The sequence below is a fragment of the Mucilaginibacter angelicae genome, assembly GCF_042434235.1.
Lineage (GTDB): Bacteria > Bacteroidota > Bacteroidia > Sphingobacteriales > Sphingobacteriaceae > Mucilaginibacter > Mucilaginibacter angelicae.
Window position 1 is genome coordinate 1,105,562 of sequence record NZ_JBHLTS010000022.1, and the last position, 21,850, is coordinate 1,127,411.

At 42.9% G+C, this 21,850-nt stretch carries 19 protein-coding genes; 8 read left to right on the forward strand and 11 right to left on the reverse strand.

The features are described 5' to 3' along the window. Positions 1-693 (forward strand): response regulator transcription factor, encoded by a 693-nt coding sequence (locus ACFFGT_RS16890; RefSeq protein ID WP_377023697.1) that lies wholly within the window; start codon positions 1-3, stop codon positions 691-693. A gap of 195 nt (positions 694-888) precedes the next feature. On the opposite strand, the gene ACFFGT_RS16895 is transcribed toward ACFFGT_RS16890, so the two are convergent. Continuing rightward, positions 889-1,959: a branched-chain amino acid aminotransferase gene (locus tag ACFFGT_RS16895; RefSeq protein WP_377023698.1), complete on the reverse strand. Its 1,071-nt coding sequence runs from the start codon at positions 1,957-1,959 to the stop codon at positions 889-891. A gap of 129 nt (positions 1,960-2,088) precedes the next feature. Then, complete coding sequence (locus tag ACFFGT_RS16900) at positions 2,089-3,042, reverse strand: tryptophan 2,3-dioxygenase family protein (RefSeq protein WP_377023699.1); 954 nt, start codon at positions 3,040-3,042, stop codon at positions 2,089-2,091. 83 nt (positions 3,043-3,125) lie between these two features. Here ACFFGT_RS16900 and ACFFGT_RS16905 point away from each other — a divergent pair, with 83 nt between their 5' ends. Then, the gene (locus ACFFGT_RS16905; protein WP_377023700.1) at positions 3,126-3,605 is read left to right on the forward strand and encodes a universal stress protein; all 480 of its coding nucleotides are present in this window, start codon (positions 3,126-3,128) and stop codon (positions 3,603-3,605) included. On the opposite strand, the gene ACFFGT_RS16910 is transcribed toward ACFFGT_RS16905, so the two are convergent. From ACFFGT_RS16910 to ACFFGT_RS16920, 3 genes are all read right to left on the reverse strand, one after another. Continuing rightward, positions 3,602-4,891: an HAD-IB family phosphatase gene (locus ACFFGT_RS16910; protein WP_377023701.1), complete on the reverse strand. Its 1,290-nt coding sequence runs from the start codon at positions 4,889-4,891 to the stop codon at positions 3,602-3,604. The two genes, ACFFGT_RS16905 and ACFFGT_RS16910, sit on opposite strands and share 4 nt — an antisense overlap. Before the next feature lie 78 nt (positions 4,892-4,969). Next, positions 4,970-5,959, reverse strand: a complete 990-nt coding sequence (locus tag ACFFGT_RS16915; protein ID WP_377023702.1) for an acyltransferase family protein — start codon at positions 5,957-5,959, stop codon at positions 4,970-4,972. Positions 5,960-6,026: 67 nt separating this feature from the next. Further along, entirely contained in the window at positions 6,027-6,995 is a 969-nt protein-coding gene (locus ACFFGT_RS16920) for an NAD-dependent epimerase/dehydratase family protein (RefSeq protein WP_377023703.1), read from the reverse strand. 191 nt (positions 6,996-7,186) lie between these two features. Between ACFFGT_RS16920 and ACFFGT_RS16925 the strand changes: the two genes are divergently transcribed. The 3 genes from ACFFGT_RS16925 to ACFFGT_RS16935 all read left to right on the forward strand — a co-directional run bounded on the left by ACFFGT_RS16925 (position 7,187) and on the right by ACFFGT_RS16935 (position 10,854). Next, positions 7,187-8,368: a formimidoylglutamase gene (locus tag ACFFGT_RS16925; RefSeq protein WP_377023704.1), complete on the forward strand. Its 1,182-nt coding sequence runs from the start codon at positions 7,187-7,189 to the stop codon at positions 8,366-8,368. 58 nt (positions 8,369-8,426) lie between these two features. Next, the gene (locus tag ACFFGT_RS16930; RefSeq protein WP_377023705.1) at positions 8,427-9,614 is read left to right on the forward strand and encodes a redoxin domain-containing protein; all 1,188 of its coding nucleotides are present in this window, start codon (positions 8,427-8,429) and stop codon (positions 9,612-9,614) included. A 112-nt stretch (positions 9,615-9,726) separates the two neighbouring features. Further along, the gene (locus tag ACFFGT_RS16935; protein WP_377023706.1) at positions 9,727-10,854 is read left to right on the forward strand and encodes a redoxin domain-containing protein; all 1,128 of its coding nucleotides are present in this window, start codon (positions 9,727-9,729) and stop codon (positions 10,852-10,854) included. 233 nt (positions 10,855-11,087) lie between these two features. Here the strand turns inward: ACFFGT_RS16935 and odhB are convergent, their stop codons facing one another. The 5 genes from odhB to msrA form a co-directional block, all read right to left on the reverse strand. Next, on the reverse strand, positions 11,088-12,674 hold the full coding sequence (gene odhB / locus ACFFGT_RS16940; protein WP_377023707.1) for a 2-oxoglutarate dehydrogenase complex dihydrolipoyllysine-residue succinyltransferase: 1,587 nt from the start codon (positions 12,672-12,674) through the stop codon (positions 11,088-11,090). Positions 12,675-12,736: 62 nt separating this feature from the next. Beyond that, the gene (locus tag ACFFGT_RS16945) at positions 12,737-15,556 is read right to left on the reverse strand and encodes a 2-oxoglutarate dehydrogenase E1 component (protein ID WP_377023708.1); all 2,820 of its coding nucleotides are present in this window, start codon (positions 15,554-15,556) and stop codon (positions 12,737-12,739) included. 622 nt (positions 15,557-16,178) lie between these two features. Next, entirely contained in the window at positions 16,179-17,474 is a 1,296-nt protein-coding gene (locus ACFFGT_RS16950; RefSeq protein WP_377023709.1) for a DASH family cryptochrome, read from the reverse strand. Between the two features lie 256 nt (positions 17,475-17,730). Further along, on the reverse strand, positions 17,731-18,537 hold the full coding sequence (locus ACFFGT_RS16955; RefSeq protein WP_377023710.1) for a 5'-nucleotidase, lipoprotein e(P4) family: 807 nt from the start codon (positions 18,535-18,537) through the stop codon (positions 17,731-17,733). A gap of 143 nt (positions 18,538-18,680) precedes the next feature. Continuing rightward, positions 18,681-19,226 (reverse strand): peptide-methionine (S)-S-oxide reductase MsrA, encoded by a 546-nt coding sequence (msrA, locus tag ACFFGT_RS16960; protein WP_377023711.1) that lies wholly within the window; start codon positions 19,224-19,226, stop codon positions 18,681-18,683. 114 nt (positions 19,227-19,340) lie between these two features. Here msrA and ACFFGT_RS16965 point away from each other — a divergent pair, with 114 nt between their 5' ends. After that, entirely contained in the window at positions 19,341-19,733 is a 393-nt protein-coding gene (locus tag ACFFGT_RS16965; protein WP_377023712.1) for a DoxX family membrane protein, read from the forward strand. A gap of 198 nt (positions 19,734-19,931) precedes the next feature. Here ACFFGT_RS16965 and ACFFGT_RS16970 read toward each other — a convergent pair whose 3' ends face one another. After that, positions 19,932-20,828 carry a LysR family transcriptional regulator gene (locus ACFFGT_RS16970; protein ID WP_377023713.1) on the reverse strand — a complete coding sequence of 299 codons (897 nt, stop codon included), beginning with the start codon at positions 20,826-20,828 and terminating at the stop codon, positions 19,932-19,934. Positions 20,829-20,928: 100 nt separating this feature from the next. Here ACFFGT_RS16970 and ACFFGT_RS16975 point away from each other — a divergent pair, with 100 nt between their 5' ends. After that, a complete protein-coding gene (locus tag ACFFGT_RS16975) occupies positions 20,929-21,570 on the forward strand; it encodes an NAD(P)H-dependent oxidoreductase (protein WP_377023714.1) in 642 nt (213 codons plus the stop codon). Beyond that, positions 21,536-21,826 (forward strand): putative quinol monooxygenase, encoded by a 291-nt coding sequence (locus tag ACFFGT_RS16980; protein ID WP_377023715.1) that lies wholly within the window; start codon positions 21,536-21,538, stop codon positions 21,824-21,826. Before ACFFGT_RS16975 ends, ACFFGT_RS16980 begins: the two co-directional genes overlap by 35 nt. The last annotated feature ends 24 nt before the right edge of the window (positions 21,827-21,850 follow it).

Consider the following 21,850-nt stretch of genomic DNA (forward strand, 5'->3'; position numbering starts at 1 on the left):
ATGAACAAAGAAATTAAAATTGCGCTGGTTGAAGATGATGAGAACCTGCGTTTCCTGGTTGCAGAACGTTTGCAGTCAGAAGGTTACAAAGTACTGGAAGCCGGTAATGGTAACGATGCCGAAGCCATGATCCTGGCCGATCAGCCGGATATTGTGCTGTTAGATTGGATGCTGCCCGGTAAACCCGGCTCTGAAGTTTGCGCAAACATCCGCGAAAAAGGTTTTGACAGGCTAATTATTATGATGACAGCCAAAGCCCAGGATGTTGATAAGATAGAGGCGTATAACTTTGGGGTATCTGATTATATCACCAAACCTTATAATATGGATGTGCTGGTGGCCATGATCGAAAATAAGATCAAGTTTTCACTCAACAGCGAAAAGCCCGAATCATATCGCTTTGCCAATATGGAGCACCTGCCCAATACGCACCTCCTTATCCGCGACGGGCGTAAGATAGAGCTAACAATCCTCGAAAACAGGATCCTGCTTTATTTCCTCAAAAACAAAAACAAGGTAATAAACCGCGAAGAACTGATGATGGAAGTTTGGGGCTACAACGCCGATGTAAATACCCGTACGCTGGATATGCATATCGTCCGCCTTCGTAAAAAAATAGAAACCAATGCCGATTCGCCGCAGTATCTACAAACCGTAAGAGGCATTGGTTACAAGTTTGTTTATAACCAGTAAGCTCAGTTAGCAGTTTACAGTATAATCAGTGAGTTTCTTAAATAATCGTCATTGTTTGAAAATCAACAGATTTTGAAGAGGAATGATAAAGTGTTTGAATACTTACGAAGTTTTAAAAACTTCGTAAGTATGGATTCTACGCAAAAACGCCACGGAAAACCCGTGGCGTTTTGCATTTTTATATTTTGCTAATAATTACTCACTCACCAGGTAGTTCCAGCCGTGGGTATCAGGAGCGTTACCATATTTAATAGCATCAAGGGTATCAAACACCTTGTTCGAAAACTCGCGTGTTTTCGGGTCGCTCAGGAAATATTCTTCACCTTCATAGCTGATTGAAGCTACCGGAGCAATAGTTGCGGCGGTACCGGCGCCAAAGGCATCGGTTAGTTTACCATTTTTAGCACCTTCAACAATTTCGGCTACAGAAACTTTGCGTTCCTCAACGGTAATACCCCACTCTTTAGCCAAAGCAATAACGGTATCGCGGGTTACGCCATCCAATATGGTATCTTTAGCTTCGGCAGTGATCAGTTTACCATCCAACAGGAACATAGCGTTAGCTGCTCCCATTTCTTCAATAAACTTGTGCTCTTTGGCATCTGTCCATATTAACTGGTCAAAACCTTCTTCGGTTGCTTTACGGGCGGGCAGCATAGAGCTTCCGTAGTTGCCGGCTGCTTTTGCATAGCCCATACCGCCTTCGGCAGCGCGGGTATAGTGTGTTTCAATTTTAACACGCAATGGTTTTGAAAAGTACGGGCCAACCGGGCCAACCAATACCATATATTTATAAGTTGAAGATGGGGTTACACCCAAATACGGATCGGTAGCAAACATGAACGGGCGGATATAAAGCGCGTGGTTTGGCTTTGATGGCACCCAATCACGGTCAAGATCAACCACAGTAGCTATACTTTGCAAAAAGATTTCTTCGGGCAAGGTTGGCATACAAAGGCGCTCGGCCGATTTATTGAAACGAATAGCATTTTTATCCGGACGGAAAACGGTAATTTTTCCATCGGCATGTTTATAGGCTTTCAGGCCTTCAAAAAACGCTTGTCCGTAATGAAGTGCTGAAATTGCGGGGCTTAGACCAATTTCGCCGTAGGGAATGACCGAGAGATTTTTCCATTCACCGTTTGCGTAATCGGCCACAAACATGTGGTCAGAAAAAGTTTTTCCAAAAGGTAAGTTGTCGAAGTCCGTTTGCTGCAAACGGGAAGCAGTTGTCCTGCTGATCTTGATGTCCAATGTCTCGGTCATGGCATTATAAATTAATAAATAATAGAAAATGGCAAGTTAGGTATTTTTGAACCCAAAGTCAAAAAATGAAATTGTTAATTGGTGATTATTACATATAAGCTGCGCAATTATGACAATCGCCTGCCAACTTTAAACACCGCTCAGCACATCATCAACCCAGGCTTTACCCCAGTTATCCTTCTCTTCATCCGTCCATACCCAGGGATAAAAAATCCTTTTCTGAAAGCGCGGAGGCAGGTATTTTTGCCAGTTGGTACCGCCCGTTGCCTTAATATCTTCGGGCTCACGGTTCAGGTAACGCACAGCCGATTTGTAATGTGACAGCGGCCAGTTTACATTTACGTTGATATCCAACTGGCGTAATTCGTTACGCAATTCAGGTGTTAGCTCCGAAGCTGCTTCAAACTGTTTAGCCAGTGTATTAAAGTTATGTGTAACAGCAGCCTTACCCAGTTCAATAAATGTTTTTGAATATTTTTTCTCGAACTGTTTTAACGTCAAAGTTTTTTTACCGGTTGATAGTTCAGTTGCACCAAACTTCCAGTACAGGTATTCAAATTGCTCATCTATAGTGGCCTGCTGCAATTCCTCGCGCTTATCTTTGGCAACCAGGTTTATAAAATCTGTAGCATAGATCTCAATCATGCGGTATTGCCCGGATTGAAAACCGCTTGCAGGCAGCAGCGACATCCTGAACTTTAAAAACTGCTCTTTCTCCATGCCATCAACCATAATCCCGAATGAGTGGGTCAAAGCACCAAAATACCGGTTGATCCGTTTTAACCGCGCAATAAAAAACTCAACTGTAAGCTGGCTTGCTTCGGCAATTTGTTTGCACTCATGCAGGGCAAGCTTAAAATACAGTTCGGTGATCTGGTGATAAATGATAAAGATCTCCTCGTCGGGAAAAGGTGTTTTAGGGCTTTGTAAGCTAAGCAGGGTATCCAGGTGGATATAATCCCAATAGGTTAAAAAATCGGCATAAAGCAAGCCATCCAGATAGGAGTTCATATCCTGGCCCATGGCTTCGTACTTTTCCTGTAACTGGTTTAACCTGTCTTCAATTTCGGGAGAAAAATGCATACCTCAAAGGTAATAAAATAGTATACTGCTAAAACATATCCGTATTAGGTTGTTATAATGGATACAAGCCTTATAATATTGTTATGAAGATCAGGAAGATACTCATCGGCATTGATGAAAGCGAATTTTCACGTTATGCAGCAGCTTACGGCTTTGATATAGCCCATACCTATGGCGCCGAAGTTGGCCTGGTACATATAGTTGAACCTATAGTAGTACCTGTTGATACCCAGGAGGGGTTACTGGGGATGCCTTTTGATCCCAATTTAAACCTGCCAGGCACAGAATTGGAAACGTTACAAGTTAACCGGTCTGCAACATTACTCAACCAGGCAGCAAAAGAATGGGGCGAAGGACTGGAAATAGCTCAATTTACTCAATACGGCTCAACAACCGAGGGTATTATTGAATGCAGCAAGGAGTTTAATGCCGACCTGATAGTTATAGGCACCCATCGCCGTAGCGGTATCGATAAATTCTTCTTAGGCAACGTTGCTGAGCAAGTGGTCAATAAATCGTTGATCCCCGTATTGGTTGTTCCTTATATCGAAGCCAAAGATTAATATAAAAGCCTGAATTTGATGGTATGCTCAATGGCCTTTAACTCATTCAGTACCTCGGTATCATAGCCTGTATTAACATCGGTAATTACATAACCAATTTGTGGGTTGGTAACCAAAAACTCTCCTACTATGTTAATATTGTGGCGGGCAAATACATCGTTTATCTTGGCCAGGATCCCCGGCACATTTTTATGAATGTGAATTAAACGGTGAGCGTTGTTAACACGCGGTGGCTGCAGATCGGGAAAGTTACAGCTGGTATGTGTTTTACCCTCATTCATGAAAGCCATTACCCTTTTTGGCAGAAAGTCGTTACTGTGTGGATTATGCTTAGGGTCGTCAAATATGATGATCCCGTTCTCTACAGCAGCATCAGCCAGCTTGCGGTTACATTTGCCAAAAACACCAATAACTTTTAGCCTGCCGGCATTTTGAACCTGTTCGGCACTTGGCTGATTATCTTCGTCGCAAAACATTACACCTGCTTCTTCAAGGTATTTTTCCTCAACACTTTCGCGGTGGCGCATGTTGTAGCCCTCTTTTTTTAGCTGATCCAGTGCATCTTCATCAACATTACCCACAACCAAACATTTAATGCGGTTTTTAGGATACGAGATGGCGCGCGGTAGCTTATTCAGGTAAAGGAACTCGTCAAAGCTTGGGGTGATATGGTCGGCTTTTTCGGCTACCGATTTACGTTCGATATTTTCAGTAAAAGCAAAAAACTTTTTGATCATCCCCGATTCCTTTAACTGGAAATCCGAGTAACCATCGCCAATACCATAGATATCACCCGGCAGCTGAAGCTCTTTCAGCAGCTTTACCTTACCGCCTTCCTGCGAAAGCGGGTTTTCGCGGTCGTAGCCGATGATATTGCCTTCTTCGTCAAACTCAAAAGTATTGGCGTAGATGTTTTCTTTTTTAATGTGATATTCGGTTACTACCGGAGTAATAAACTCTTTAAAACCGCCTGATACGATCAAGACCTCGTCCTGGTGATTTTTAAAGAATATTGTATTACGCGAAAAAGAAGTTGAGACTTTCTTTTTTAGATGGCTGATCAGTTGCTTTAAATGATCGCGATTAGCGTTAAGCAATTTCACCCTGCGCTCTAAGCTTTCGGTAAAGGATAGCTTACCTTCCATCGAGGCATTGGTCAAATCTTCAATCTGCTTATAGATATCTTCGCGGTCGGGACGATTTTTGAGAGATATGCGGGCCAGTTCATCAAGGGCCTCAACCTGTGTAAAGGTACTGTCGAAATCAATAATAAAGTACTGCTCCATCTTGGGTGCAAATGTGCAAAAAATTTGCTGATAGAACAGGTAGAATTTATAGGTAATTATCCGCGATTGTTAGAATGGTTATCTGCTAAACCGCTTGCCGTATTTAATAGCCGGCAGTTCAATGTACTTGTGCATTAATTTTGATAACCATATCAGCAATACCAATAGCCCCATTTCAAAAGGGATACAGTAAAAAAGATTTTGTTTTATAACCGGCGTTTTAAACTGGTTAAAAATATAAATACCGATAGGTACGTGGATCAGGTAAAGAGAATAGGATACATCACCAAGCCTGCTTAAAAAGTTATCTTTAAGCGGTACAAAATGGTTAATGACAATTAACAGGACAGTTATAAAACATGCCAGCACGTAATAAAACTGCTGATGTGTTGTATAAAAACCGGCTATTGAAAAAGCCAATAATACAGCCGGCAGCAGCTTTTCTGAAGCTGAATAATGCAGCAGCTGATAAACTGCAATGCCAATGCTAAACAGCGGCCAATACCCTAAAAAGAAAAACACACCCGATTTATATACAGGCAAAACAATACTTAATAAAGTTACCAGGAGCAGCGCAATAGTAAAATACTGCTTTTTAAAAAAAGAGCAGATATAAACTACGATATAAAAGAAAGCCTCGAAAGATAATGTCCAGTATACCCAGTTTATGGTAGGGATGCTTGTTACCGGTTTGGTGAGCAAACTTAAAGTCGCCGCAAAACCGGCAATACTTTTGGGAAGTACAGCAACCGAATTTGCGCCTGTCAGCACCCTCAACAGCAATACTATTACGCATATCAAAAGCAAACTAAACCAATATGGCGGAAAAATCCTGAAGAAACGCCGGATAATAAACTCAGATGGCTTTTTAGCATGCTGCAGGGCAATTAAGATGCAGTAGCCGCTTATGGTAAAAAATATGGGGACGCCTAAATACCCGCATTGGCAAATATAATAATACCAGTTGTGGGTATTTGCTGCTGCATATGCAAAATGAAAAAGTACAACCCCGACAGCAGCAATAATCCTTAATAAGTCTATCAGGTGGTTTCTTTTATCAGCTTGCATTGGTTATAGATACTGCAATATAGTATTATGAAATTAAATAATTACCAACAGCTTGAATGGCGGATGATCAGGCAAGGGCTTTGCAAATTTCTTTAATAGTAAGGCTGATGGGTTTAAACTCAAACCCTATTGCTTTTTTAATTTTTGAATTATCAAACTCGCGGGTTAATGAAGCTGCCTGCGCCGATGTTTTGTCGATAGCCGGAACGCCGCCAGTTAATGCAGCTCCAACGGCAGCCGCACGCCAGGCCAGTTCCATCATCCATGGTTTAGCGAAGGTGGCGGGCGGCTTAATGCCAAACTCATTAGCAATCTCGGTAACCATGCCTTTATAATCACGATTTTCGGCGCTGATGATGTAACGCTCGGCTGTGATATCGCTGTTCATTAAACCCACCATGCATTTGGCAACATCTTCCACATCAACAAAACCTATGGTACCGGAGGTGTAAAATTTAAGCCCCCTGCGTACGGTATTGAATAAAGCACCGCTGCCCTCAGTACCGGCACTTGCACCTATAATAAGCGAAGGGTTAACAACAAGGGCATCCAAACCTTCGGCAATCCCGCGCCAAACTTCCATCTCGCTCTCTAATTTGGATATGGCATAGCCATCATTTTCTGTTGATTGCTCCAGGTGGTGATTTTCGGTGATTAACTCCCCCGGTTTGGCAGCGCCGATGGCAGCTATTGAGCTTACATGTACCATCCTTATACCGCGCTCATTGCAAAGGTTAACCAGGTTGGCAGTCCCGGTAACATTAGTACTGATCATCGGCTTTTTATCAGCCCGCTTTAATGATACCCAGGCGGCGCAGTGATAAACCTGTGTAATACCATCCAGCGCATCTGTAAGTGCAAAAATATCCATCATGTCGGCATCAACCCAGTCGATACTTTCCTGGTATGCTAACAGGAGCTTTGGGATTACAGAGCTTGCCCTTTTAGTGCAGCGGATGCGTTGGCCGGTAGTGGTTACCAAAAGTTTTGCCAGTTCGGCCCCGAGAAAACCAGTTGCTCCTGTTATTAAGATCATTCCTTGATGTGCAAATTTCAGATGTGCAAATGTGCAGATTATTTTTGATGCACACATCTACGATATGAACTCCTTTACAACACGATAAAATGTAATCTAAAATGCCTTAAAATCATTTACACATCTGCACATTTGAAATCCGCACATTTATAATCACATTTGCACATCTGAAATCTGCACATTAAACAATTATGTCATTAGCTGATTTTTTTACGCCGATTGATCTTAAAAAGATAGCTCCTAAAAAAGGCTATTATACCAGCCAGCTTGGCGATAAAATTGTGCATTACTCCGTCGATTTTCCCGACCTGGAAGAAAAAACGGATATCGCCATTATCGGTGTTATGGACGATCGTAACGCTGTGGGCAACCCCGGCTGCTCACTTGGGCCTGATTATATCCGCGAAAAACTTTACCAGCTAAATGAAGGCGGCTATACTGTAAAAATCGTAGACCTGGGTAATATCCGTGCCGGCGAAAAAGTAACTGATACTTACTTCGCAGTTAAAACCGTAGTGAGCGAGCTGATCAAAAAAGACATCATCCCGGTTATTTTAGGCGGCGGACAGGATATTACTTATGCCCAGTATATGGGTTATGAGGATTTGGAACAAAAGGTTGACCTGGTGGTGATCGATTCGCATTTTGACCTTGACGAGGATGACCACGGCGGCAGTATCGAAACTACCTCCGGCTCCTATCTCAATAAAATATTCCTTCATGAGCCCAATTACCTGTTTAACTACAGTAATCTTGGTTATCAAACTTATTTTGTAAGCCAGGACAGCCTGCGGGTAATGGATAAGCTTTATTTTGATGTACACCGTTTAGGCGAATTGAGCGGCAATGTTGCCGTTACCGAACCTGCTATCCGTAACGCCAGCATGGTAAGTTTCGATATCGGCGCTATCCGCGCTGCCGATGCTATGGGCAACGCCAATGCCACACCAAATGGTTTTTATGGCGAAGAGGCCTGCCAGCTTTGCCGTTATGCCGGCTTTAATGATAAGCTTACATCCATTGGCTTTTATGAATTTAACCCGGCTTATGACAGCAACGGCCAAACGGCCTGGCAACTGGCGCAAATGATCTGGTATTTTATTGATGGCTTTTATAATCGCAAGCGCGATTTTCCGCTTAACCCAAAATCGCAGTATCTCATTTATAAAACCAGCTTAACCCATGAAGACCAGGAAGTGGTATTTGTAAAAAGCAAAAAATCCGACCGCTGGTGGATGCAGGTTCCCTACCCTTCAGCGGGTTCGCCCAATGAGCGTTTTCATTTGGTGCCCTGCAGTTATGCCGATTATAAAACGGCAACATCCGGCGAATTACCTGATCTTTGGTGGCGCACCTATCAAAAATTAAACTGATATTCACAATTTTAACCCTTACTCAAGCGTTAGCAGCATAGAGTTTTTATATATTTTAATGAAGAAATTATTTTTTTACATAGTCGCTATGTTGCCGGTAACGGCGCTTGCACAGGCTACAGATACTTTTGTTATTAACGGTAAAATAGGCAATGTTACCACACCGGCCAAAGTATATTTATCATACCAGTTGGGTGCTAACAATGTTACCGATTCGGCCAATGTGGTTAACGGGGCATTTTCATTTACCGGCACCATATTTAACCCTGTTAATGCCACAATAGCCCTTAACTATAAAGGCTTACCACTCGAAAAATTTATAGATGGCAATTATAAATATGCCGATAATGGCAGCCTCATTTCAAAAACCGCCGATGATATAGATTTTTTCCTGGAAAAAGGCACTATAACCATCACCAGTAAAGATTCTGTAAATAATGCCCAGATCACTGGCTCCAAACTTAATGCGGATAACGTAAAACTGCAGGCCCAGTTAAAAGCCATCAACCAAAAAGGCGAAAAACTAATGGCCGAAGCCAAAGCCGCATCGCCGGAGCAGCAAAAATCAGCAGCTTTCAGGAGTGCTATGCAGGCAAGGTATAAAGCCCTGCAAACTGAGCAAAAAACAACCCTGAAAAGCTTTATTACAGCCAACCCCGATAGTTATTTAAGTCTGCTGGCCTTAACTTCGGTAAGCGGCCCCGCTCCCGACCTTGGCGAAGTTGAGCCATTATACAACTCATTATCGCAAAGTATAAAGGACACCGAAGCAGGCAAAATGATGAAGGTTCAGCTTGATGCCTTAAAAGTGACTGCCATCGGCTCCGAAGCTCCCGACTTTATACAAAATGACGTTAACGGCAATCCCGTAAAGCTGTCATCCTTCAGGGGTAAATATGTATTGCTTGATTTTTGGGCATCATGGTGCGGCCCTTGCCGCCAGGAAAACCCGAATGTAGCACGTAATTATGCCAGGTTCAAAAACAAGAACTTCACTGTTGTTGGGGTTTCGTTAGACAGGCCCGACGGTAAATCGGCCTGGCTGGCTGCCATTAAGAGTGACGGCCTGGATTGGACACAACTATCCGACCTTAAATTCTGGAACAACCAGGCGGCTGCCTTATATTCGGTAACATCTATCCCTCAAAACTACCTGATCGATCCGCAGGGAAAGATCATTGCCAAGAACCTGCGTGGGGAAGACCTTGATGCCAAACTGGAACAGTTATTCGGCAAGTATAATTAATTGGTTAGCGGTTAGTTATTAGTATAGTATGAGCATATATTCATTTATATGTCAAATTCACCATGCATATGATCAGCTATTAACTGCTCAGCAAAAATTATTATATTGCGATATGAACTTGACCTCAATTAAAAAAATAGCATTAACTGCAATTGCAAGCGTCCCTGCTTTAGCTTTTGCACAGGATTCCCAATATACCGTTCAAGGTAAAATTGGTGAGTACAACGCCCCCGCGAAGGTGTATGTAGAATATCGTAAAGAAGGTAAACTAATTGTTGATTCCGCAGTATTGAACGGCGGCAACTTCAAATTTACCGGCAAAATCGGCACATCGCCAGTAAGTGGTTATATACTACTTAACCCCAAAGGTAATGGCCTGCAAAGCTCTGAAGACTATCGTTCCCTGTACCTGGAGCCGGGCACCATTAACGTAACTGCAACTGATAAGGTAGCTAATGCAAAAATAGAGGGCACCAAAACAAATAACGATAACGAGAGATATAACCTTGCCGAAAAACCAACTAACGATGCTTACGAAGCACTTGCTGCAAAACGTAAAACAGCTACTCCCGAACAACTAAGCGCGCTGAACGCTGAGGAAAAAAAGATAGACGACCAGGACGCATTAATAAACAAAAAATTCATCCAGGAAAACCCCGATTCATATGTGAGCCTTAATGCACTTGAATCATATGCCTATAGTGCCGATTACGTAGATATTGCCCCATTATTTAACAACTTCAGTCCTGCTATTAAAGCAACCGAAGCAGGCAAAAAATTTGCTGAACGCCTGCCTAAATTAAAGGCTGTGGCATTGGGTGCTACAGCACCTGAATTTGCTGAAGCTGATACTGCCGGTAAAATGGTTAGCCTGTCATCATTCCGCGGCAAATATGTGCTGATAGATTTCTGGGCCTCATGGTGCGGTCCTTGCCGCCGTGAAAACCCTAACGTGGTAAAGGCTTACAATACCTACAAAGTAAAAAACTTCACTATTCTTGGCGTGTCATTGGATAGGCCAAATGCAAAAGATAAATGGCTTGCAGCTATCCACAAAGATGGCCTTACCTGGAACCACGTATCCGACCTTAAATTCTGGGATAGCAAGGCTGCCGATCTTTATGCAGTACGCGGGATCCCCCAAAACTTTTTGTTAGATCCTAATGGAAAGATCATAGGTAAAAACCTGAGAGGCGAAGATCTGGAGAATAAGCTCGCTGAGATCTTTGGAAAGATCTGATTATACAATATAAACGTTAAAAAAGGGTTCGGCAGTTGCCGAACCCTTTTTTATTTGCCCCCTTATTTACTCCCGTCATTGCGAGGTACGAAGCAATCCCCGACTTACAGAGTAGCTAAGCAGGTTTCTCTGCACATTGGGGATTGCTTCGTACCTCGCAATGACGCGGGGAATGTAAACGACAAAAGCCCGGAAATCCGGGCTTTTGTCGTTTATGTATATCTTATAAAATATTAAACTCCTAACAACAACCTTGTAGGATCTTCCAGTAATTGTTTAACCCTTACCAGGAAGCTTACTGACTCGCGTCCGTCAATGATCCGGTGATCATATGACAGGGCAAGGTACATCATAGGGCGGATAACTACCTGACCATTTACGGCTACCGGGCGCTCAATGATATTGTGCATACCTAAAATGGCCGATTGCGGCGCATTGATAATAGGTGTCGACAGCATCGAACCAAATACACCACCGTTGGTAATGGTGAATGTACCGCCGGTCATTTCAGGGATAGTCAGTTTGTTTTCGCGGGCTTTACCTGCAAGCACTACAATGGCTTTTTCAATTTCGGCAAGGCTCATGCTATCGGCATTACGGATCACCGGAACAACCAAACCTTTAGGGGCAGATACAGCAATCGAGATATCAGCAAAATTGCTGTATACAATCTCTTCGCCTTCAATACGCGCACCAACAGCCGGCCAATCCTTCAAAGCTTCAGTAACTGCTTTGGTAAAAAACGACATGAAGCCTAAGCCTACACCGTGCTTCTCTTTAAATTTATCTTTGTATTTACCGCGTAACTCCATGATCGGCTGCATATCCACCTCGTTAAAGGTAGTAAGCATGGCTGTTTCATTTTTAACTGCTACTAAACGTTTGGCAACAGTTTTACGCAGTGAAGTCATTTTCTCACGTTTCTCGTCCCTCGCACCACTTGTTGAAGTTGCAACAGGTGCTACGGCAGGCTGAGCAGCCGGAGCTGCAGGTTTAGCGGCTGGTACTTGTGCACCAAGAGCGTCACCTTTAGTGATACGGCCATCAACACCCGAACCAGGTACTGATTTCGGATCAACACCCTTCTCTGCTAATATTTTGGCAGCAGCCGGTGATGGTGTACCCGATGCATAAGTTTTAGCACTTTCGGCAGCTGCGCCACCCCGTGGCGATTCATCGGCAGCGCTAACTACAGCCGGGGTAACCGGGATAGCGGCAGATTGCGAAGCACCTGCACCTTCAATGGTACAAACTACAGCACCAATAGCTAATACGTCACCTTCTTTAGCTATAGTTTTTAAAGTACCTGCTTTTTCGGCAGTAAGTTCAAATGTAGCTTTATCTGATTCCAGTTCGGCAATAGCTTCGTCCATAGCAACGGCGTCGCCATCTTTCTTAATCCAGCGGGATAAAGTAACCTCGGTGATAGATTCACCTACAGGCGGCACTTTAATTTCAACAGACGCTCCTGATGATGCAGGGGCCGGGGTAGAGGCAACAGGCTCAGCAGCAACAGGCGCCGGAGCAGGTGCGTTAGCTACAACTTCAGGCTGTGGCTGTGCGGCAGGAGCAGCAGCTTCAGCTCCACCATCTTCTATATTGGCAACAACAGCGCCAATTGGTAGTACATCGCCTTCATTGGCAACGATTTTTAAAGTACCGGCTTTTTCGGCAGTAAGCTCAAAAGTAGCCTTGTCTGATTCCAGTTCGGCAATAACCTCGTCCATTTCTACGCGGTCGCCGTCTTTCTTTTTCCAGCTCGACAGGGTTACTTCAGTAATTGATTCGCCTACGGTAGGCACCTTAATCGCTAAGCTCATATTGTAGTATTGTAGATTTTATATTTTTTAATGGACAGCTATCGGGATAATTAATTAAAAAATCAATCAGCCCCGGCATCAGCCATTTTCTTTGTTGTTTTTTTAACTGCTTCTTTAACCACTTTACCGGCAGGCGCCTCGAAAGCTTTTGAAACTATGTATAACTGCTGGGCAGCGTGTTGCTTAGCAAAACCGGTTGCAGTACTGCTGCCTTCTATCCTCGAAATAACGCTTAGGTTAATCACCTTATCGTTATGGAATTTGCGGCAAATGTAAGGCCATGCACCCATGTTTTCAGGCTCTTCCTGTACCCATATAAATTCGGCCTTTTCATATTTGGCTTTAACTTTAAGGATCTGGGTAACCGGAGTTGGGTAAAGCTGTTCTACACGTACAATAGCTACATCCTTACGGTTATCGGCCTGTTGTTTATCAAGCAGGTCGTAATAAACCTTACCAGTACACAGCAATACGCGTTTTACCTTTTTAGGATCAACGTAAGTGTCATCTATCAATTCGTGGAACTTACCACTGGTAAAATCTTCAATCGGCGAAACACATTTAGGGCTGCGCAATAAGCTTTTTGGTGTAAAGATGATCAAAGGCTTGCGGAAATCGCGGTGCATTTGACGCCTTAAAATATGGAAGAAGTTTGCAGGTGTAGTACAGTTGGCAATTTGAATGTTATCATCGGCACAAAGCTCCAAAAAGCGTTCAACCCGTGCAGATGAGTGCTCAGGGCCCTGGCCTTCGTAACCGTGAGGCAATAACATTACTAAACCATTACCACGCTGCCATTTAGTTTCGGCACTGGCAATATACTGGTCAACAATGATCTGCGCACCGTTAAAAAAGTCGCCAAACTGGGCTTCCCAAATAGTTAAATTATTAGGGTTTGCAAGAGCATAACCATACTCAAAACCTAAAACGCCGTATTCAGATAATAAAGAGTTATAAATGCTCAGCTTAGCTTCAGTATTAATAGTAGCAAGCGGCGTAAATTCATCTTCCGAATCAACCAGCGTTAACACTGCATGACGGTGTGAAAAAGTACCGCGTTTTACGTCCTCTCCGCTTAACCTGATCGGGTAACCTTCTTTTAATAAGGTACCGTAAGCAAGCAACTCGCCCATAGCCCAGTCAAACACTTTGGTTTTGTTCACCATAGCGCTGCGGTCTTCAAACAGCTTTTCAATTTTCTTGAAAAACTCTTTGTTGGGCGGCAAAACAGTTAGTTTATTACCAATTTCCAGTAACTCTTCTTCGGCTACAGATGTATCAATGGCTTTTACCAGTTCTTTATGGCTTGCCAGGTGTAAACCGCTCCAGGCACCCTCAAACATGGCAATGGTATCCGTAAACCTTTCTTCAGATTTTACTTCGTCCAGCTTTTGCTGTAACTCATCCTTGAAGGTTTTTTCGATAGATTTTAAGAATTCGGCATCAATGCTGCCTTCGTCTATCAGTTTCTGATTGTAAATTTTAAGCGGGTTAGGATGTGCTTCAATAGCTTTGTACAACAGCGGCTGGGTGAATTTAGGTTCATCAGCCTCGTTATGACCATAGCGGCGGTAGCAAAGGATATCAATAAATACATCCTCATTAAATACCTGCCTGTATTCCATAGCCAGGTTTACTACATGGGCTAAAGCTTCAACATCATCGCCGTTAACGTGGAAAACCGGCGAAAGCACAGTTTTAGCAACGTCGGTACAATAGGTACTTGAACGGGCATCCTTATAATTAGTGGTAAAACCTATCTGGTTGTTAATAACCAGGTGAATGGTGCCGCCTGTGCGGTAGCCATCAAGTTTTTCCATTTGTAAAACTTCGTATACTATACCCTGACCGGCAATGGAAGCATCGCCATGGATCAGGATCGGAGCGATCTTTGAATGATCGCCGCCATATTTAAAGTCGATTTTTGAACGGGTAATCCCTTCAACAACCGGGTCAACAGCTTCCAGATGCGATGGGTTAGGGCAAAGGCTCAGGTGAACTTTTTTACCGTTTTTGGTATGCACGTCGGTCGAAAAACCTAAGTGATATTTAACGTCGCCACCAAAAGGTGACTCAGAATCATAGTTTTTACCTTCAAATTCAGAGAATACCTCTTTATAGGTTTTCTCCATAATGTTGGTGAGCACGTTCAAACGGCCACGGTGCGCCATACCGATGATGAACTCCTCAATACCCAGATCGGCACCTTTTTTAATTACCGAATCCATTGAAGGGATCAGTGCTTCGGCACCTTCCAATGAGAAACGCTTTTGACCAAGGAATTTGGTACCTAAAAAGTTTTCGAAGGTAACAGCCTCGTTTAGCTTGTAAAGCATTTCCTTCTTTTCGTCAACCGTAAAAGAAGGTGTGTTGCGGCGGCTTTCCATCCGCTCTTCAAACCATTTTATTTTAATAGGGTTACGGATGTATTTATATTCCGCACCTATTGAACGGCAATAGGTATCCTCAAGCAGCTGGCGGATATCGCGCAATTTGGCAGCGCCCAAACCAACTTCAACACCGGCGTTAAAAACGGTATCAAGATCGGCTTCGCTCAAACCAAAAGTTTCAAGCTCCTTGCCCGGGTAATAATGGCGGCGTTCGCGAACTGGGTTTGTTTTTGCAAACAAATGCCCGCGCGAGCGGTAACCATCTATCATGTTTAATACGTTGATCTCCTTTAAAAAGTGTTCAGGAGTAGCTTCGCCAACAGCGGCTGCGGGCGAAAGTGCGGCAGAGGCATCGCTGTCTTTACCAAAATCAAATCCTTCAAAGAATTTTTGCCATCCGAAATCAACCGACTCCGGTTCCTGCTTGTACTGTTCGTATAGGGAAGATATGTAGGCAGCGTTTCCGCTATTTATATAATTGAGACGATCCATGTGAAACTGATCTTTAAAACGGTACAAAAGTAAGCATATACCCTTATATACTTCATAATTAATTGTAAAGAAATTTAACCACTATTAGGCTGATTTTACCCGTTAGTAACAAAGCATGTGTTTTTTTGATTATTGAATATGTAATTAATATAAAATGCCATGTAAGGGCATGACTCTATCTTTATTAAATTTATATTCATGAATATGACTCAAAAATCAATGACATTCTATTACAGATTGAACGCCTCGATAAACCATCGAAGCAAAGTCTTTTTAAAAGGCTTGAATTATTGATTAGTAAACCAGGGGCAAAGAAAACTGGTGTTAAATTGTCTTCTATATATGGCTTAGGAGCATCTATGTAGGGTAATGTAAACATTGATAACTATGTTGCTGGAGAACGGCAATGGTGATCTCTATTCCATAAAGTAACTTTGGGCGTTGCCTGCGGCCCGGGCTTTTCGTTCCAAGTCCTCGCTTTTCCTGTGCGCTATCCCAACCCGCGCTGTGGGCTTTACACTGCAATCCCTAACGCTGGCCGACGCACTATATTTTACCAGGAAGAATGTTTTTGTGTATCTATTGAACCGTTTTTAATAAAGGCTTAGTCAACCTTCTCTGCTCAGGCCTCAACCAAATCTCCCGCTTCATCAATAGATGAGGGCTGCCAGGTATTTACGAAATCGGTTTTGGCTTCAAGCTCTTTGGGTAGTTTGGTAGCTATGGTATATTTGCTTTCCTTAGCATCATTAACACCGGCAATAAAGGCCCAGTTGCCCCAGTTGCTGGCCGGCGAATAATCAATAAGCTTTTCTTCAAAATAAGCAGCACCCTGTGTCCAGTCGGCTTTGAGGGTGTTTACCAGATAGCCCGCCACTATCTGCCGGTTTTGGTTGCTGATAAAGCCGGTAGCATTAAGCTCATGCATTGCGGCATCTATCAGTGGCACTCCCGTTTCGCCATATTTCCATTTCTGGAACAGCAGGTCGGCATCAGGTGCAAGGTCCTGGGCCTCTTCTTTGGCATTGATAAATTTTTGCCCATGTTTTTTAAACATAAACCTGAAATAATCGCGCCAAAGCAATTCAAGCTTTAACAGGTTGCCGTTACTGCCATATTTCTGAATTTCCCAGTAAACCTGCCGCGGTGAAATACACCCTATAGAAAGCCATGGAGAAAGCCTTGAGGAGCAATCAGCACCATTACGGTTGTTTTTTTGCTTAACAGACTGGTCAATATTGGCAAAGCATTTATGCATTTGTACAAGGGCTGCGGTTTCCCCACCCTGAAAATACTCGGTAGCGCGCATATCGTCAACAGGTTCATTTAAACCCAACTGCTGCAAGGTTGGCAGTTCGCCGGCATCGGTAATTTCGGGCACATTGATATGATCGGGCCTTAGCACGCACGAACGGACATTACTGTCACGTTCTACCTTTTTTTTGAAAACAGCAAAACTATCGGGAATATCCTTTATCGGAAAAGGAAGATCTTCCTTATGGTACATAGTATGCCCAATGAAATGCTTGAGGTTAAGCCTCATTTTCCATAGGGCGGCCTCAACCTCTTCGGAAATATTTGTTTCTTCGTAAGCAACCTCACGATGATGGTAAACCTCGTTTACATGATATTCTTCGGCAAGCTGCGGGATCACTTCGGCAGGGTTACCAATACGGATGATGAGCTCGGCACCAAAACCCTGTAAATTTTTGCGAAGATCGGCAACGGCTTCTAATAAGAACCTTGCCCTGAAACTTCCTGTTTTTGGCGCACCGCTTGCGGTGGGCTGAAAATAATAAGGATCAAAACAGTAAACCGGCAGTACTTTATCAGCCTTGCGTACAGCCTCTAACAAAATTTCGTTATCATTGATGCGCAAGTCATTTCTAAACCAAACCAGAATAGTTCTATCACTCATAGTTAAACAGGGGTTAACTGAATAATGCAGTATGCAAATTTGCAATTTATTTGCGTTTTATGCACATTTTGCCACAAGATTATGACACCACCCAAACATTCAATTATTTTATTAAACTAAGCAAAAAGCTTTCAGCTATATAAAACAATCAAAACCACGGAGGAATTATCGTGTAAATATACGTAAATACAAATAACTAAGTTATAAAGTACGTTCTGATGGGCCGTCCGCTGTCAACCGTTAAATAACCAGGGCTTTATTGATCAGCTTTGATCTTCGCCCTGATCACCGAATCTTTTTGGGCCGGGCTAAGCTTGTAATTAAACTGAAACAGCGCACCTTCAAAATCGCCATATGAAGGATTAGGAATAACGATATACCTGCTGCCAAATTCTTTTTGCAGCTTTTGCGTAGTTGTAGTCCTGTTATCCTCGGCCGGGTGATTATCATACAACAAATCAAAATCGGGCAGATTATCGCCGCAAAGCAGCAGGATATGATGTGTTTTTAAAACGTTAAGCCTGCGTGCCTCCTTACTTGAGGTTGTTGTTTTTAACTGCAAATGCTCATCATCTGCATTGGGCAAGCCATATAACTGCAGGTTTTTAAGGGTACTTGCCCGCTCATTTTCATTGCGATTGGTAATATAAAATATGGTGATCCCTTTTGATGCTGCATATTTTAAAAAGGCAGGTGCACCCGGTACAGTATCTGCAATGGCTTTATCCGTCCATTGTTTCCAGGTAGCATCGCTGTAATCTAAATTTTGTAAGGCGCGGTGGGCGTCGTAGGGGCTGTTATCCAGCACAGTTTCATCAATGTCGGTAACAATGGCCAGCGGTTTATCGCCGGGGCTCTTAATTCCCTCATCAACCCTCAGCTTAGCTATATTATAGGCCTGAAAGCATAAAGCCTTATATTCCGCCGCCCGCTGCTGCCATAAAGAAGCCCAGATCTTACCATCATTGGTGATGCTGGTATTTGAAGTACCTGTTTTTTTAACTGATGAACAGGCGGTAAATAATAACAGGCCTGATAGTAGATAGCTATAGCTTTTTTTCATTTTGGTTGATGGGAGCTCTTTCCGGATAAACTTAAACTATATGTCATGCTGAACTCGTTTCAGCCCCCCATACACCCATTGGCCATAGCGTTGACTTATCAAGTGGGATCCCGAAATAAATTCGGGATGACCACAGTGTATTGTTACAACAACTCCGGTTTTATTTTATCCTTAAACTCCTTAGCAAATTTATTGAGTTTTGGCTGGATAACAAACGCGCAATACGAATTGCCCGGATTATCATTAAAATAATTCTGATGATAATTTTCGGCACTGTAAAATGTGCTGGCAGGGGTTATCTCAGTTACAATAGGGTTATCAAAAACATGCTCATCAGTAAGGGTTTTGATCATGGCTTCTGAAGCCTGTTTTTGCTCATCGGTATAGTAAAATATTGCCGACCTGTATTGTGTGCCTACATCAGCACCCTGACGGTTAAGTGTGGTTGGGTTATGGGTTTTAAAGAAAACCAATAGCAATTCATCAAACGAGATCACATCGGCATCATACTCCAGGTGGATCACCTCGGCATGACCGGTAGCGCCGGTACAAACCTGCTCGTAAGTTGGGTTTAAAACCTTGCCACCCATATAGCCTGAGATTACTGATGTTACACCATTAAGAGCCTGGAAAACGGCTTCGGTGCACCAAAAGCAACCGTTGCCGAAAGTTATTTTTTGAATGTTCATATACCCCGCTTTATCAAAAGTAATGCCTGTTTAAACGGTTAGAGATGAGGGCGATTTGAATATGTCAATTAAATTACTAAACTTAGTGTTCAAACGTATATAAACCTTTTAATTATGAAAATTGCAGTATTAATTGCCCGCACTTTGCTGGGCCTCATCTTCGTGGTGTTTGGTTTAAACTTCTTTTTCCAGTTCCTGCACATGGCACAACCGCCCATGACAGATAAGGCACAGGCCTTTAGTGGCGGATTATTCGGTTCGGGCTATTTTTTCCAATACATGAAGGTAATTGAAATAGCGAGCGGTCTGTTTTTAATCATCAATCGCTATACAGCATTATTTGTATTGTTGTTGCTGCCTATTGCGCTTAATATATTCCTGTTCCATGCCATTTTGGCACCGGCAGGTTTACCTATAGGATCGGTGGTTATAGTTTTAGAAATCTTTCTGCTGTTTGCTTATCGTAAGTATTATACAAGCATATTTACGGCGGCTCCGATAGTTTGATAAACCATCACATTGATACATAGCTACCCGTTTACATAAAAGTCATGTCATTGCGAGGCACGAAGCAATCGCACGGAAGCATAGCAGCTCTGTATAGCATGCGATTGCCACGTCGCGCCCAGCGCACATCCCTATTGTGCTCCTCGCAATGACATGTTTTATTAAAAATTCAAGCTCATAAATTATAATTTAAAATCATCACACCATCTCCCGCTCAAAAATCCCCTGAATCATAGCTATCTGCTCTGCATAAATAGATTTTTTACGGGTGCCGAAGTAAAGCGTGTTCTCTATTAAATTATACCCTTCCCAAAGCAGTTTGATATTCCCACTGTCGCGTTCCTTTTTCGAAAGGAAATCGGGGATCACCGCTATCCCCTTGCCATCGCTCAGGCAGCGGATAATGGAACCCATGTTGGGCACAATAAAGTTGGGCTTAAAATCGGGCCGTTTACCGAAGTTGATATGCCAGAAACGGCGCAGGTGTTCCATATCGCCCGATGAGCCGTACCACGTTTGGGCTTTAAGCCAGGTTTGGATCTGGTTAAGGTCTTTTGTTTTCAGCAGTTCATTAAACGCTGCCGTTGGTGTTTGGGCCCCGGCCAGCACTACTATCCGTTCCTTAAAAAAGGGTTTATACTCAAGGGTTTTATAATCGCCTTTATGAGGGGTTACTATCAGATCGAGGATTCCGCTATCCAGGTCGGCCAGCATTTCGGGGTATTCGCCAAATTTAATGATCACATTAAAAGGCAGTGTAGGTAAATAGGATTCGAGCGTAAACTGGAAAGTTTCAAAGCACATACCTATACTTATAGTAGGCACGTCCTTTTCGGTGCTTTTATGAAAATGGCGCTCAGCTTCCTCCAGCTTACAAATAGATTCCTGGATGTAGTTATACAAAATCTTTCCCCGCTCTGTCGATACCATTTTGCGTGAAGTACGATCGAACAGCTTATAGCCCACATAACTTTCCAGCGAGCTTAAATGCAGGCTCACTCCCGGCTGGGAAATAAATAGTGTTTCGGCAGCCCCGGTTAATGAGCCGGTTTCATAGATCGCCTTAAACGTGCGGAACCATTCAAAATTTACCATAATCTATCTATTATAATTATGATACAAATGTATAAATTAAACTATTTTAATAATGAATTAAGCCGCCGTAATTTTGATGAAAATTAAAACAAGAAAATAAATGAAGAACATATTTGTAATAAACGGCGGACAGATCTTCGGTCACTCCGGCGGAAGGTTTAACAAAACATTATTGGATGCTACCGTACAATATTTTACCGAACACCCTGATTTTGAAGTACGCTCAACCGATGTTAATAACGCTTATGATCCTATGCAGGAAGCTGAAAACTATAAATGGGCCGATGTGATTATTTACCACACCCCGGTTTGGTGGTTCCAGGTGCCACACGCTTTTAAAAAATATATAGATGAAGTTTTTACTGCGGGTTATCAAAACGGCATTTATCGCAGCGACGGCCGCACAGCCGAAAACCCGGGTATTAATTACGGCACCGGCGGCCTGATGCACGGCAAAAAGTACATGCTTACCACCTCATGGAACGCCCCTGTTACCGCCTTTACCTTACCCGGCGAGTTTTTTAATGAACACAGTGTTGACGAAGGCCCGCTGTTTGGTTTTCACCGCATGAATGCCTTTACCGGTATGCAGCAATTAGATAGTATTCACTTTTATGATGTAATGAAAAACGCTAATATTGATGAGAATCTGCAACGCTACCAGGAGCACTTAAACAAGCTATTTACCCAACAAAACACCCACAGCCATGAAAATTTACATAACAGCCTTAGTGAAATGTAAGGCCGGCGCAACTGCCCAAATGAAAGTTATTTTAGATGAGTTGGTAACAGCATCGCAACAGGAAGAAGCCTGTTTACAATATGAGCTTTACCAATCAACAACTGATGAAACCCAGTTTGTTTTCCATGAAACCTGGGCCAGCCAGGAAGGGCTTGATCAGCATGTTAAGCAAGAGCATTTTCAATTATTCAAACAGCAGATAACTGATATTTTAGATGGCCCACTGACAGTATACAAAACTGACAGGGTACATTAAAACACCTATTTAATAAAAACAGCC